10 protein-coding genes are annotated in these 15301 nt (G+C 45.4%); 8 read left to right on the plus strand and 2 right to left on the minus strand.

Translation table 11 applies throughout. The annotated features are described in order from the left end of the window. The first annotated feature begins 34 nt into the window (after positions 1-34). From rpoC to glmS, 7 genes are all read left to right on the plus strand, one after another. Positions 35-4303 (plus strand): DNA-directed RNA polymerase subunit beta', encoded by a 4269-nt coding sequence (rpoC, locus tag AC30SF_RS00430; RefSeq protein WP_209363695.1) that lies wholly within the window; start codon positions 35-37, stop codon positions 4301-4303. Between the two features lie 164 nt (positions 4304-4467). Further along, a complete protein-coding gene (gene nudC, locus AC30SF_RS00435) occupies positions 4468-5277 on the plus strand; it encodes an NAD(+) diphosphatase (RefSeq protein ID WP_489607207.1) in 810 nt (269 codons plus the stop codon). Continuing rightward, the gene (hemE, locus tag AC30SF_RS00440) at positions 5258-6322 is read left to right on the plus strand and encodes a uroporphyrinogen decarboxylase (RefSeq protein WP_489607208.1); all 1065 of its coding nucleotides are present in this window, start codon (positions 5258-5260) and stop codon (positions 6320-6322) included. Before nudC ends, hemE begins: the two co-directional genes overlap by 20 nt. Before the next feature lie 17 nt (positions 6323-6339). Continuing rightward, positions 6340-6930, plus strand: coding sequence for a YjaG family protein (locus tag AC30SF_RS00445; protein WP_489607209.1), 591 nt, complete (start codon positions 6340-6342; stop codon positions 6928-6930). A gap of 162 nt (positions 6931-7092) precedes the next feature. After that, entirely contained in the window at positions 7093-7365 is a 273-nt protein-coding gene (locus tag AC30SF_RS00450; protein WP_209363688.1) for an HU family DNA-binding protein, read from the plus strand. Positions 7366-7501: 136 nt separating this feature from the next. Further along, on the plus strand, positions 7502-8278 hold the full coding sequence (locus AC30SF_RS00455; protein ID WP_033002526.1) for a DeoR/GlpR family DNA-binding transcription regulator: 777 nt from the start codon (positions 7502-7504) through the stop codon (positions 8276-8278). A 62-nt stretch (positions 8279-8340) separates the two neighbouring features. Beyond that, entirely contained in the window at positions 8341-10173 is a 1833-nt protein-coding gene (gene glmS / locus AC30SF_RS00460) for a glutamine--fructose-6-phosphate transaminase (isomerizing) (RefSeq protein WP_489607210.1), read from the plus strand. Positions 10174-11208: 1035 nt separating this feature from the next. Here glmS and uvrA read toward each other — a convergent pair. After that, positions 11209-14040: an excinuclease ABC subunit UvrA gene (uvrA, locus tag AC30SF_RS00465; protein ID WP_489607211.1), complete on the minus strand. Its 2832-nt coding sequence runs from the start codon at positions 14038-14040 to the stop codon at positions 11209-11211. A gap of 170 nt (positions 14041-14210) precedes the next feature. On the opposite strand from uvrA, the gene AC30SF_RS00470 reads away from it, so the two are divergent. Continuing rightward, on the plus strand, positions 14211-14696 hold the full coding sequence (locus tag AC30SF_RS00470; RefSeq protein ID WP_489607212.1) for a single-stranded DNA-binding protein: 486 nt from the start codon (positions 14211-14213) through the stop codon (positions 14694-14696). A 383-nt stretch (positions 14697-15079) separates the two neighbouring features. Here the strand turns inward: AC30SF_RS00470 and AC30SF_RS00475 are convergent, their stop codons facing one another. After that, entirely contained in the window at positions 15080-15301 is a 222-nt protein-coding gene (locus AC30SF_RS00475) for a sulfurtransferase TusA family protein (protein WP_021616050.1), read from the minus strand.

The following is a 15301-nucleotide window of genomic DNA, read 5'->3' on the forward strand; positions in this document are numbered from 1 at the left end:
CTTGAATAAGTTTAACTCCGACAGGAGCAAATCTGTGAAAGACTTAGTTAAGTTTTTAAAAGCACAATCAAAAACCGCTGAAGATTTTGATGTGATTAAAATCGGTTTAGCCTCACCTGACATGATCCGTTCTTGGTCATACGGTGAAGTTAAAAAACCTGAAACAATCAACTATCGTACCTTTAAACCGGAGCGTGACGGTCTTTTCTGTGCCCGTATCTTCGGACCGGTAAAAGATTACGAATGTTTGTGCGGTAAGTACAAACGCTTAAAACACCGCGGTGTGATTTGTGAAAAATGTGGCGTAGAAGTCACGCAAACTAAAGTTCGTCGTGAACGTATGGGGCACATTGAATTGGCCTCACCGGTGGCGCACATTTGGTTTTTAAAATCCCTGCCGTCCCGTATCGGTTTATTGTTAGACATGCCGTTGCGTGATATTGAACGCGTGCTTTATTTTGAATCTTACATTGTGATCGAACCGGGTATGACCGATCTTGAGCGCGGTCAGTTGTTAACCGAAGAACAATATCTTGATGCCGAAGACCGTTGGCAAGATGAATTCGAAGCCAAAATGGGGGCGGAAGCCATTCAAGCCTTATTGCGCGGTATCGATTTGGAAGCGGAATGCGAAAATTTACGCGAAGAATTACAAGAAACCAATTCCGAAACCAAACGTAAGAAAATCACTAAACGCTTAAAATTATTAGAAGCTTTCTTACAATCCGGCAATAAACCGGAATGGATGGTGATGACCGTATTACCGGTGCTTCCACCAGATTTACGTCCGTTAGTGCCGTTAGATGGCGGTCGTTTTGCGACTTCTGACTTGAATGATTTATATCGTCGTGTCATCAACCGTAACAACCGTTTAAAACGTTTATTAGATTTAATCGCACCGGATATTATCGTGCGTAACGAAAAACGGATGTTACAAGAATCTGTTGATGCGTTGTTAGATAACGGTCGCCGCGGTCGTGCTATTACCGGTTCTAACCGTCGTCCGTTAAAATCATTAGCGGATATGATTAAAGGTAAACAAGGTCGTTTCCGTCAAAACTTGTTGGGTAAACGTGTTGACTACTCCGGTCGTTCCGTAATCACCGTAGGTCCATACTTGCACTTACATCAATGCGGTTTACCGAAGAAAATGGCGTTGGAATTATTCCGTCCGTTTATCTATGCAAAATTAGAAAGCCGTGGTTATGCAACCACGATTAAAGCTGCGAAGAAAATGGTGGAGCGTGAAGATGCGATTGTTTGGGATATCTTGGCTGAAGTCATTCGCGAACATCCGATTCTGTTGAACCGTGCGCCAACATTGCACCGTTTGGGTATTCAAGCGTTTGAACCGATCTTAATTGAAGGTAAAGCGATTCAATTACACCCACTTGTTTGTGCGGCGTTCAACGCGGACTTCGACGGTGACCAAATGGCGGTACACGTACCGTTAACGTTGGAAGCGCAATTAGAAGCGCGTGCGTTAATGATGTCCACCAATAACATTCTTTCTCCGGCAAACGGTGATCCGATTATCGTTCCATCACAAGACGTGGTGTTGGGTCTTTACTACATGACCCGCGAAAAAGTGAACGGTAAAGGTGAAGGCATGTTATTGCAAGACCCACGTGAAGCAGAAAAAGCCTATCGTACCGGTCAAGCAGAATTGCATTCTCGCGTGAAAGTCCGTATTACCGAATATGTGAAAAATGAAGCAGGTGAGTTTGAATCAAAAACTACATTAACAGATACCACTATCGGTCGTGCCATTTTATGGATGATCGCGCCGAAAGGAATGCCGTTTAGCTTGTTTAACCAAACCCTTGGCAAAAAGGCGATTTCTAAGTTAATTAACGAAAGCTATCGTCGTTTAGGTTTGAAAGCCAGTGTGATGTTTGCTGACCAAATCATGTACACCGGTTTTGCTTATGCGGCACGTTCCGGTTCTTCTGTTGGTATTGACGATATGGTGATTCCGGCGAAGAAATACGAAATTATTTCTGCCGCGGAAGAAGAAGTGGCTGAAATTCAGGAACAATTCCAATCCGGTCTTGTGACTGCAGGTGAACGCTATAACAAAGTGATCGATATTTGGGCTGCCGCCAACGAACGTGTGGCGAAAGCCATGATGGAAAACTTATCGACGGAAGAAGTCATTAACCGTGAAGGTAAACCGGAAAAACAAGCGTCTTTCAACAGCATCTTTATGATGGCAGATTCTGGTGCGCGTGGTTCTGCAGCACAGATTCGTCAGTTAGCCGGTATGCGTGGTTTGATGGCACGTCCGGATGGTTCCATTATCGAAACGCCAATTACCGCGAACTTCCGTGAAGGTTTGAACGTTTTACAATACTTTATTTCTACCCACGGTGCGCGTAAAGGTTTGGCGGATACGGCGTTGAAAACAGCGAACTCCGGTTACTTAACTCGTCGTTTGGTTGACGTCGCACAAGACCTCGTTATCGTAGAAGATGACTGTGGTACACACGAAGGTATCGTGATGACCCCGTTAATTGAGGGTGGCGATGAAAAAGTGCCTCTACGCGAACAAGTTTTAGGTCGTGTTGCGGCAGAAGACATCTTAAAACCGGGTACAGAAGAAGTATTAATTCCACGCAATACCTTATTAGATGAAAAATTGTGTGATGTATTAGACGAAAATTCTGTGGACAGCGTGAAAGTCCGTTCTGTTGTAACCTGTAATACCGACTTTGGTGTGTGTGCGAAATGTTACGGTCGTGACTTAGCACGCGGTCACTTGATTAACCAAGGTGAAGCTGTGGGGGTTATTGCGGCACAATCTATTGGTGAACCGGGAACACAGTTAACCATGCGTACGTTCCACATCGGTGGTGCGGCATCTGCAGCAGCCAAAGAGTCTAGCGTACAAGTGAAAAACAACGGGACATTGCGTTTAGCCAATGCGAAATTCGTTACGAATAACGAAGGCAAATTGGTATTAACGTCTCGTAATACCGAATTAACCGTTGTAGATACTTTCGGTCGTACCAAAGAGCACTATAAAGTGCCTTACGGCGCGATTCTAAACAAAGGCGATCACCAAGAGGTGAATGCCGGTGAAACCATCGCCAACTGGGATCCGCATACTATGCCGGTTATCTCTGAAGTGAGTGGTTTTGTGAAATTTGTGGATATCGTGGACGGCTTAACCGTCACCCGTCAAACCGATGAATTAACCGGTCTTTCTTCTATCGTAGTGCAAGATGTGGGTGAACGTGCAACCGCTGGTAAAGACTTACGTCCGGCAATCAAACTGGTGGATGACAAAGGCAACGATGTTGTTGTTCCGGGTACTGACGTCGTGGCGCAATACTTCTTACCAAGTAAAGCTATCGTGACATTAGATGACGGCGCAGAAGTGCATATCGGTGATCCGTTAGCGCGTATTCCGCAAGAATCTGTAGGAACGAAAGATATTACCGGTGGTCTTCCACGCGTGGCAGACTTGTTTGAAGCGCGTAAGCCGAAAGAGCCTGCGATTTTGGCGGAAATCTCCGGTATCGTGTCCTTCGGTAAAGAAACCAAAGGTAAACGTCGCTTGTTGATTACCCCAGCAGAAGGCGAAGTGTACGAAGAAATGATTCCAAAATGGCGTCAATTGAACGTATTCGAAGGTGAAATGGTTGAACGCGGTGATTTAATCTCCGATGGTGCGGAAACGCCACATGACATCTTACGTTTACGCGGTGTACACGCGGTAACCGAATATATCGTGAATGAAGTCCAAGAAGTTTACCGCTTACAAGGGGTAAAAATTAACGATAAACACATCGAAGTGATCGTACGCCAAATGTTGCGTAAAGCGATTGTTACCAAAGCTTACGACTCCGAATTCCTTGAAGGGGAACAAGTGGAAGTAGCTCGCGTGAAAATCGTTAACCGTAAACGTGAAGCGGAAGGCAAACCACCGGTGGAATTTGAACGCGAATTATTGGGTATTACCAAAGCGTCCTTGGCCACCGAGTCCTTCATCTCTGCGGCCTCCTTCCAAGAAACCACTCGTGTGTTAACGGAAGCGGCAGTGGCAGGTAAGCGTGATGAATTACGCGGATTGAAAGAAAACGTCATCGTAGGTCGTTTGATTCCGGCAGGCACCGGTTTTGCGTATCACCAAAATCGTCATAAAAATGCGTCAGTTATCGCAGATGAAGAGGTGCCGGTAAGACTATCGGCGATGGATGAAGAAGAGATTGCTTCTGAATTCGTCATGACCTCTGAAGATGCCGAGGCCAGTTTAGCTGAAATGTTAAATATGGTAGAAGAAGACGATCACGCAGAATAATATTTCTGCAAGAAGAAACCCGAGCGAAGTCTCGGGTTTTTTTATGGGGATCATTCGCTAAATGAACAAATACCTTTTATAATGACCGCACTTTTTTCTTCTCGGAACCACAAAGTGCGGTAGAAAATGGACGTGTTTTCCGCGTATTACAACAGGTGTTAAAAATGAAAATAATTGAGCCTGACAAACAGGGCTTTTGGCTCTTTACGCAAGCGTCATCGATTCATTGGGTGGATGGCAAACTTCCTTTTGGTCGTGCCGATGAGTTAGGATTAACCGGACTTCACGCCATGCGTATTGGCGAGTGGGCAGGACAACCCCTGTATTTGGTGGAATCCCAAACGGATGATGGTCGTGCGTATTTTTCCTTGCGTGATCAGCTATCATTGCCGTTGGAACAATTTAATTTGCTCAGCCGTGGTGTGGAGCTCAATCATTTTTACCAAACGCATCAATTTTGCGGCAAGTGCGGTGGCAAAACGGAACAAATGTCGGATGAATGGGCGGTACAATGCCAAGCTTGCGGCTTTCGTACTTATCCTGTCATTTGCCCATCCATTATTGTTGCCGTTCGGCGTGGTTCACAAATTTTGTTAGCAAATCATAGTCGCCATAAAGGCGGTATGTACACAACGCTGGCAGGCTTTGTGGAAGTGGGGGAAACCTTTGAGGAAGCCGTGCGGCGAGAAGTTTACGAAGAAACCCATATTCATGTGCAAAATTTGCGTTACTTTGGTAGCCAACCTTGGGCATTTCCCAATTCGCAAATGGTCGGGTTTTTAGCCGATTACGCCGGCGGTGAGATTCAAATTCAGCCGGAAGAAATTCATGACGCTCAATGGTTTGCTTATGACCAGCTGTTGCCTGAGCTACCGCCCCATGGCACGATTGCGCGCAAACTTATTGAAGCGACACTGGCATTGTGTCAACAACATCATAATAACGAGAGATTTTATGACCACATTAAAAAATGACCGCTATTTAAGAGCCCTTTTACGTCAACCTGTGGATATGACGCCGATTTGGATGATGCGCCAAGCCGGGCGGTATTTGCCCGAATACAAAGCCACTCGTGCGCAAGCCGGTGATTTTATGTCCTTGTGTCGCAATGCAGATTTAGCCTGTGAAGTGACATTACAACCGTTGCGCCGTTATGCTTTGGATGCCGCGATTTTATTTTCCGATATTTTAACGATTCCCGATGCTATGGGACTCGGCTTAAGCTTTGGCGCCGGTGAAGGGCCGAAATTTGAACGGGTTATCGACAGCAAAAGTGCGGTAGAAAATTTACCTGTTCCGGATCCGGAACAAGAACTGCAATATGTGATGAATGCGGTGCGCACGATTCGCCGTGAACTCAATGGTGAAGTGCCCCTTATCGGCTTTTCCGGGAGTCCGTGGACATTGGCTACTTACATGGTGGAAGGCGGTTCTTCTAAAGCCTTTACGAAAATTAAAAAAATGCTGTATAGCGAACCGCACTTATTGCACGCCTTGTTAGATAAACTGGCTGATAGCGTGATTCTTTACTTAAATGCGCAAATTAAAGCCGGCGCCCAGGCGGTTATGGTGTTTGATACGTGGGGCGGCATGTTGGCGCATCGTGAGTATCCGGAGTTTTCTTTGCGTTATATGCACAAAATCGTGGACGGTTTGATTCGTGAACATGAAGGACGCCGTGTGCCGGTTACCTTATTTACCAAAGGTGGCGGATTATGGTTAGAAGCCATGGCTGACACAGGCTGTGATGCCGTGGGCTTGGATTGGACGGCGGATATTGCGGAGGCACGTCGTCGCGTTGGGCATAAAGTGGCATTGCAAGGCAATATGGATCCGAGTGTACTCTATGCGCCAGCCGGTCGAATTGAAGAGGAAGTGCGGTCGATTTTGGCGGCGTTTGGTGAAGGGAGCGGCCATGTATTTAATCTTGGGCATGGCATTCATCAGGATGTGCCGGAAGAAAGCCCGAAAGTCTTGGTGGATGCGGTACACCAGCTATCCAAGCCTTATCATCTCTAAAGTGCGGTAAAAATAATATGCGAAATCCGATTCATAAACGTTTAGAAAATCTCGCCACTTGGCAGCATTTAACTTTTATGGCGTGTCTATGCGAACGAATGTATCCCAACTATCATTTGTTTTGCCAAATCACAGAACAACCACAAAACGCCAAGGTGTATCACAATATTTTGAATTTGGTGTGGGAATATTTAACGGTTAAAGAGGCCAACATTAATTTTGAAAATCAGTTAGAAAAACTGGAAAACATTATTCCGGATGTGAATGACTATGATTTTTACGGTGTTGTGCCGGCATTAGATGCTTGTGAAGGGTTGGCGGAAGTGTTGCATACCATCATTGCCGGCGCGTCATTGGAGCAAGCGGTAAAAGTCAGCCAACTGTCATTGGGAACGGTAGCGGGTTATTTAGAAACGGAATATGATCGCACCTTATCCGAGGTGGAACTGAAGGAATCGGATTTAATCCAGCAAGAATTAGATGTGCAATGGCAACTGTATCGCGCGTTAAAAGAGGCGGAAAGGCATGATGTTGAACTGATTTCTGATTTAAAAAATGCGTTGCGTGAAGAGGCGGTTTCGAATATTTGTATAAAAATAGAACAGTAATGTGATATTTTCCACAAAAATCATAATTCATGCTTTGCTTTCGGTGCAACTTAGATTAAGCTTTGCCTGCACTGATTATAGTGAGCTCAGTTTATTGAATGAGTAATGATAATATTATTTATTTCACCACTGTAAATTTAAAAAAATAGAAGGTACTAATCTATGAACAAAACAGATTTAATTGATGCTATTGCAAGCGCAGCCGAATTAAATAAAAAACAAGCTAAAGCTGCTTTAGAAGCAACTTTAGATGCAATCACTGAAAGCTTAAAAAAAGGTGATGCCGTACAATTAATCGGTTTCGGCACATTTAAAATCAATGAGCGTAAAGCGCGTACCGGCCGTAACCCACAAACCGGCGCCGAAATCAAAATTGCAGCATCTAAAGTACCGGCATTCGTTTCCGGTAAAGCATTAAAAGATGCCGTTAAATAATTAGTTCTGAAATTGAATCTTTAAACCCTGTTTATGATAAACAGGGTTTTTTGTTACCTATCTTTTTATTTACATCCTTTCTAAATCGCTATAAACTTTCGAACCGAAATTTAACTGGAACTATTTGGGTTTGGAAATGACTAAACGACACATTCAGCCTCGCAATACCCAACAACGTCGTCACGGCATCATGCAATTATTGCTGGAGCGCGGAGAGGTGAGCGTTGATCAGCTTGTTCAGTTGTTTGATACTTCGGAAGTCACGATTCGTAAAGACCTAACGGTGTTAGAAAACAATGGTTTCTTAGTGCGTCGTTACGGTGGCGCGATCTTAATGCCGCAAGAACTCATTGAGGACGAACAGGAAGATTTTCTTTCGGAACGAAAGTTGGCCATTGCTAAACGGGCAGCCGAACGTATTTTAGATCACAACCGTATTATTATTGATAGCGGCACCACCACGGCGGCATTGATTAAACAGTTGAACAACAAGCAAGGGTTGGTGGTGATGACCAATTCTATGTATGTAGCGAACGAGCTGCGTTCCCTCGAAAATGAGCCAACGTTGTTAATGACCGGTGGCACATGGGATAAAGCTTCTGAGTCTTTTCAAGGTAAAGTGGCGGAGCAAGTATTGCGTTCCTATAACTTCGACCAGCTGTTTATCGGTGCCGATGGAATTGATTTTGATCGTGGAACGACCACATTCAACGAATTGGTTGGCTTAAGCCAAGTGATGGCCGATGTGGCGCGTGAAGTGATTGTGATGGTGGAATCTCAAAAGATTGGGCGAAAGATGCCTAACGTTGAATTGGTGTGGCAGCAAATTGATGTATTGATTACCGATAATTTGTTGTCAGAAGACAGTAAAAAACGCATTGAAGCTCATGGCGTAGACGTCATTTGCGCTTAGCTTAAAAGTGCGGTTATTTTAAATAATGTTTTTTTTAGCTTATTTCAGGAGAGCAAAAAGTTATGTGTGGAATTGTTGGTGCCGTCGCACAACGTGATGTGGCAGAAATTTTAATTAATGGATTACATCGCCTTGAATACCGTGGTTATGACTCCGCAGGATTGGCAGTAGTCAATTTACAACATGAATTACAACGTGTACGTTGCTTAGGCAAAGTGAAAGCGTTGAATGAGGCAGTGGAAAAATCCCCGCTTATCGGTGGCACCGGCATTGCGCACACCCGTTGGGCAACCCATGGCGCACCTTCCGAAGATAACGCACACCCCCACGTTTCCGGCAATTTTGCGGTGGTGCACAACGGCATTATCGAAAACTATGAAGAATTGCGTGCGTTGTTGAAAGCGCGTGGTTATGTGTTTACCTCTCAAACAGATACGGAAGTCATTGCGCATTTGGTGGAATGGGAAATGCGCAGCGCAGGCAGTTTATTGGAAGCTGTGCAGAACGTCGTAAAACAATTAACCGGCGCCTATGGTATGGTCGTGATGGATCGTATGCATCCGGAACATCTCGTGGCAGCGCGCTCCGGCAGCCCGTTGGTGATCGGTTTGGGCATCGGCGAAAACTTCCTTGCTTCGGATCAACTTGCTTTGTTAAGCGTTACCCGCCGCTTTATTTTCTTAGAAGAGGGCGACATTGCAGAAATTACTCGCCGTTCCGTGGATATTTACGATTGCGATGGTCATAAAGTCGAGCGTGAGGCGCATGATTCCAATTTAGAAAACGATGCGGCGGAAAAAGGCAGACACCGTCACTTCATGCAAAAAGAAATTTACGAACAACCGACCGCACTTATCAACACGATGGAAGGTCGTGTAACCCACAACAACGTGGTGGTGGAAGCGATCGGTAACGGTGCGAAAGACATTCTCGAAAAAGTGGAACACATTCAAATTGTGGCTTGTGGTACATCTTACAATTCAGGGATGGTGTCTCGTTATTGGTTTGAAAGCGTGGCCGGCGTGAGTTGTGATGTGGAAATTGCCTCTGAATTTCGTTACCGCAAATTTGTAGTACGCCCAAACAGTTTATTGATTACGATTTCCCAATCCGGCGAAACAGCGGATACCCTAGCCGCCTTACGTTTAGCGAAAGAAAAAGGCTATATGGCGGCGATGACGATTTGTAACGTAGCCGGTTCGTCCCTTGTGCGCGAATCGGATCTGGCATTCATGACCCGCGCCGGCGTGGAAATCGGGGTAGCCTCCACCAAAGCCTTTACAACGCAGTTAGCCGCATTGTTAATGTTAGTCGTGGCGGTTGGTAAAGCCAAACAGACTCTTTCTACGGAGAAAGAGCAGGACATTGTGAAAGCATTGCAAGCGTTGCCGGCGGAGATTGAAAAGGCTTTAGCGTTCGATAAACACATTGAAACCTTGGCGGAAGATTTTGCCGAAAAGAACCATGCGTTATTTTTAGGTCGTGGCGAGTTCTACCCCATTGCGATGGAGGCCTCGTTGAAGTTAAAAGAAATTTCCTACATTCACGCAGAAGCCTATGCCGCCGGTGAGCTAAAACACGGTCCGTTAGCCTTAATTGATGCCGATATGCCGGTGATTGTGGTCGCACCAAACAATGAATTGCTGGAAAAAATCAAATCCAACATAGAAGAAGTGCGCGCCCGTGGCGGTCAATTGTATGTGTTTGCTGATAAAGAGGCCGGTTTTAGTGAAGCGGAAGGCATGAAAATCATCACCATGCCAACGGTAAATGATATTACCGCACCGATTTATTACACCGTGCCGATGCAGCTGTTGGCTTATCACATTGCCCTAATTAAAGGCACCGATGTGGATCAGCCTCGTAACTTAGCGAAAGCGGTTACCGTGGAATAATCTCTCAAAACGCCTGAAATTCTGACCGCACTTTGAATGACAAAATCAAAGTGCGGTCTTTTTTTTTATAAATTTTGCCCATGTAACATACCGTATTGCACGATTAAAATAACGTCATGTAGCATACAACATGCTGCACGAACAAGGCGAAATTACCCAGACCGTAGCGTGCAACTTGTTGCACGAAAAAGACGGAATTAAACAAACGATGTGCTTAAAGGCACGGTCATTGTTGGGGCGTTTTTATCCATTCTCCACAATGAACGGAAAGGTATTTCGTGCATCAAGATGCACGCTACGAGAAAAAAACGTGATTGAACCAACGTCGCGTGCAACTTGTTGCACGAAAAAGACGGAATTAAACAAACGATGTGATTAAATGCACGGTCATTTTTTGGGCATTTTTATCATCCATACACCCAATTTAACGGAAAGGTATTTCGTGCATCAAGATGCACGCTACGAGAATCCAAAACGTGATTGAACCAACGTCGCGTGCAACGTGCTGCATGAACAAGGCAAAATTACCCAGACCGTAGCGTGCAACTTGTTGCACGAACAAGACGGCATTAAACAAACGATGTGCTTAAACGAGCGGTCATTTTGGGGGACGTTTTTACCTATTTACCAAAATGAACGGAAATATATTCCGTGCATCAAGATGCATGCTACGAGAATCCAAAACGTGATTGAACCAACGTCGCGTGCAACGTGCTGCATGAACAAGGCAAAATTACCCAGATCGTAGCGTGCAACTTGTTGCACGAAAAAGAAGGAATTAAACAAACGATGTGATTAAATGCACGGTCATTTTTTGGGCATTTTTATCATCCATACACCCAATTTAACGGAAAGATATTTCGTGCATCAAGATGCACGCTACGAGAATCAAAACGTGATTAAATCAACGTAGCGTGCAACGTGCTGTACGAACAAGGCGAAATTACCCAGACCGTAGCGTGCAACTTGTTGCACGAATAAGGCAAAATCATCCAGACAACGTGCGCAAAAGTGCGGTAGAAAAATAAAACGTTTTTAACCTTTCGCCAAAATTCCTTTCAGGAATCGCGCGGTATGCGAACCTTCTACGTTAGCCACCTGCTCCGGCGTACCGGTGGCGATAATTTGCCCGCCGCCACTACCACCTTCTGGGCCGAGATCCACAATCCAGTCGGCGGTTTTAATCACGTCTAAATTGTGCTCAATGACCACGATAGTATTGCCTTGATCGCGCAAGCGGTGCAACACGGAAAGCAACTGTTTGATGTCGGCAAAGTGTAGCCCGGTAGTTGGTTCGTCCAGAATATACAGGGTTTTGCCCGTATCCCGTTTAGAGAGTTCCGTTGCCAATTTCACCCGTTGCGCTTCACCACCGGAAAGGGTGGTGGAAGATTGGCCCAAGCGGATATAAGACAAGCCTACGTCCATTAGCGTTTGCAGTTTGCGCGCAATCATCGGAACCGCATCGAAAAATTCGCGCGCTTCTTCCACGGTCATGTCTAACACTTGATGAATGGTTTTACCTTTGTAGCGAATTTCTAAGGTTTCGCGGTTGTAGCGTTTGCCCTTACATTGGTCGCAAGGCACGTACACATCCGGCAGGAAGTGCATTTCCACTTTGATTACGCCGTCGCCCTGACAGGCTTCGCAACGCCCGCCGCGTACGTTAAAACTGAAGCGTCCCGGATTGTAGCCGCGTGCTCGAGCTTCCGGTACGCCGGCGAACAGCTCACGAATAGGGGTAAATACGCCCGTGTAGGTTGCCGGGTTAGAGCGCGGTGTACGTCCAATTGGGCTTTGGTCAATATCGATGACTTTGTCGAAAAATTCTAAACCTTCGATAGATTTATACGGCGCTGCTTCCGAATTTTCCGCACGGTTTAACGCATTTTGGGCAATCGGGAACAAGGTGTCGTTTATCAACGTGGATTTGCCTGAACCGGACACGCCGGTGATACACGTGAACAAGCCCACCGGAATCTCTAAATTGACGTTTTTCAGATTATTGCCTGATGCGCCGAATAACTTGAGTATTTTTTTCTTATCAAGTGCGGTACGTTTTTTCGGTATTTCGATTTTTTCTGCGCCGGATAAGAATTTGCCTGTAAGCGAGTTTGGATTTTGCATGATTTGCTGTGCTGTCCCTTCGGCAATGACGTTGCCACCATGCACACCTGCGCCAGGGCCAATATCGATAATGTGGTCGGCGCTTAAAATCGCATCTTCATCATGTTCCACCACAATCACAGTATTGCCGAGATTTCGTAAGTGAATCAAGGTACTAAGCAAGCGTTCGTTATCCCGTTGATGTAACCCTATAGACGGTTCATCCAACACATACATCACGCCGACCAAGCCCGCACCAATTTGGCTGGCAAGGCGAATGCGTTGCGCTTCACCGCCTGAAAGGGTTTCAGCGGAGCGGGAAAGGGAAAGATAATTCAAGCCCACATTCACCAAAAATTGTAACCGCTCTTTGATTTCTTTCAGAATCTTCTCGGCGATTTGCGCTTTTTGTCCGCTCAGTTGTAGCGCTCCAAAAAAGCTCAAGGCTTCCCCGATGCTTTTCTCTGAGACATCAGGCAGATTGGTTTGCTCAATATAAACGTTGCGTGCCTCTGGGCGCAAACGCGAACCGCCACAATCGGCACAAGGGCGATTGCTGATATGTTTAGCAAGTTCTTCGCGCACTGACATGGATTCCGTTTCTTTATAGCGGCGCGCCATGTTGTTCAAAATACCTTCAAAGACATGGTGGCGCAACACCACATCGCCACGATCGTTCATGTATTGGAATTCAATTTCTTCCTTGCCGGAGCCGTGCAAAATAATCTGTTGGATTTTTTTCGGCAGTTCTTCAAAAGGCGTTTCAATATCGAAATGGTAGTGTTTCGCCAAGGACGTGAGCATTTGGTAATAATAGAAATTGCGACGATCCCAGCCTTTAATAGCGCCATTGGCAAGGGAAATGCTTGGATTTTGCACCACACGTTTTTCATCGAAATATTGTTGCACGCCCAAACCATCACAAGTCGGGCACGCACCGGCAGGGTTATTAAAGGAGAAGAGACGAGGTTCCAGTTCCGGCACCGAATAGCCGCAGTGCGGACAGGCAAAGTTAGCAGAGAACACCAGTTCTTCCGCCTTCGGATCGTCCATATAGGCGACTACTGCCGTACCACCGGAAAGCTCGAGCGTGGTTTCAAAGGATTCCGCCAATCTTGTGGCTAAATCCGACCGCACTTTAAAGCGATCCACCACCACTTCGATGGTATGCTTTTTCTGTAATTCCAGTTTTGGCGGATCGGATAAATCACAAATCTCACCATCGATACGGGCGCGAATGTAGCCTTGCGCGGCAATTTGTTGCAATAATTTAACGTGTTCACCTTTGCGCTCTTTTACCACCGGCGCCAACAACATCATTTTGCTTTCTTCAGGCAGAGAAAGCACTTTATCCACCATTTGGCTGATCGTTTGCGCCGTGAGTGGCACATTATGATGAGGACAGCGCGGCTCGCCCACGCGGGCAAACAACAAACGCAGGTAATCGTGAATTTCGGTAATGGTACCCACTGTTGAACGTGGGTTGTGTGAGGTAGATTTTTGCTCAATAGAAATGGCCGGTGAAAGCCCTTCAATATGATCTACATCGGGTTTTTCCATTAATGACAAAAATTGACGCGCATAGGCGGACAAGGATTCCACATAACGGCGTTGCCCTTCGGCATACAGCGTATCAAAGGCTAAAGAAGACTTACCTGAGCCGGATAAACCGGTAATAACAATGAGTTTGTCGCGTGGAATCGTTAAGTTAATATTTTTTAGATTGTGGGTTCTTGCACCACGAATATCGATGGTATCCATAATAGATTTTATAAATGAAAAGAAGTATAAATTTGCGATAATTATCGCATATTCCTAAATAACTGTGCAAATATCCAGTTAATTTTCTTGAAAGCGTGGATTTATCCCGAATTTTCAGGCAGAATAGAGCAAATTTTTTTACAGCAAAATTGAATAAAGAAGAGGATATTATGGCTGGAGTAAATAAAGTCATTATTGTGGGCAACTTAGGTAACGATCCTGAAATTCGCACCATGCCGAACGGCGAAGCGGTTGCCAACATTACCGTTGCCACCAGTGAAAGCTGGAATGATAAAAACACTGGCGAACGTCGTGAAGTGACCGAATGGCACCGCATTGTGTTCTATCGTCGTCAGGCGGAAGTGGCGGGCGAATACCTGCGCAAAGGTTCTAAAGTTTATGTTGAAGGGCGTTTAAGAACCCGCAAATGGCAAGACCAAAACGGCCAAGATCGCTACACCACAGAAATTCAAGGCGACGTTTTACAAATGTTAGACAGCCGCGCTGATCGTCAATCTGGCGGCTACGCCCCAGCAGCACAGCCAAGCTACTCAAGCCAAGCACCAAGCGCGCCAACTGCACCACGCGCCACCCCGGCAAGCAAACCGGCAGCCGAAGTACCGATGGATAATTTTGATGATGATATTCCGTTCTAACGAATAAAGAACAAAAATGATAAAGGGTCTGATGTTATGTCAGACCCTTTGTTTTTTTATAACATAAAGTCGGTGTATTTTTAGCATAAAAGTGCGGTCATTTTTCTGTGTGTTTTTCCAACTTAAATATCGTAAGTTTTGACCGTACTTTTTTATCGTAATAAGAAAGTAGGGCATTTTAGGGCGCAAGTACGCAATCACCAGATACTACGGTACCTCCAACGTAAGAGGGTTTTTGTAAGGCGTTTGCTTATTGATTAATACTTAAGAAAATTGGCACAAGCGTGGACACTTGCGCCATCAGGGGGTGCTATTTTGTGAGGTCATTTCAGCTCTGTGCAGCAGCCACATAATTTCGAGACATCAAGCCGCACTTTTATATCTTATTTAATGACGGTAATTTTCCATTTAGCATCATCGATTTGTTCAAAATCAGTTACTTCGTAACCCTCTTCTGCCGCCCATGCAGGAATGGCTTCTGTGGCTTGTGTGCAGTCAAATTCAATTTCTAACCCATCGCCCTTATTGAGTTTCGCCATGGCTTCTTTGGCTTCAACCAATGGGAAAGGGCAAACTAAACCGAGTGTAGGTAATTTAACAATCAT

It is taken from the genome of Aggregatibacter valvarum, assembly GCF_980468985.1.

Excerpts from the sequence above, each read along its gene's own strand:
- AC30SF_RS00445 (WP_489607209.1), top strand. The coding sequence starts at position 6,340 with ATGCGAAATCCGATTCATAAACGTTTAGAAAATCTCGCCACTTGGCAG.
- uvrA (WP_489607211.1), bottom strand. The coding sequence starts at position 14,040 with ATGGATACCATCGATATTCGTGGTGCAAGAACCCACAATCTAAAAAAT.
- nudC (WP_489607207.1), top strand. The coding sequence starts at position 4,468 with ATGAAAATAATTGAGCCTGACAAACAGGGCTTTTGGCTCTTTACGCAA.
- AC30SF_RS00470 (WP_489607212.1), top strand. The coding sequence starts at position 14,211 with ATGGCTGGAGTAAATAAAGTCATTATTGTGGGCAACTTAGGTAACGAT.
- AC30SF_RS00455 (WP_033002526.1), top strand. The coding sequence starts at position 7,502 with ATGACTAAACGACACATTCAGCCTCGCAATACCCAACAACGTCGTCAC.
- glmS (WP_489607210.1), top strand. The coding sequence starts at position 8,341 with ATGTGTGGAATTGTTGGTGCCGTCGCACAACGTGATGTGGCAGAAATT.
- AC30SF_RS00475 (WP_021616050.1), bottom strand. The coding sequence starts at position 15,301 with ATGATTGTTAAATTACCTACACTCGGTTTAGTTTGCCCTTTCCCATTG.
- AC30SF_RS00450 (WP_209363688.1), top strand. The coding sequence starts at position 7,093 with ATGAACAAAACAGATTTAATTGATGCTATTGCAAGCGCAGCCGAATTA.
- hemE (WP_489607208.1), top strand. The coding sequence starts at position 5,258 with ATGACCACATTAAAAAATGACCGCTATTTAAGAGCCCTTTTACGTCAA.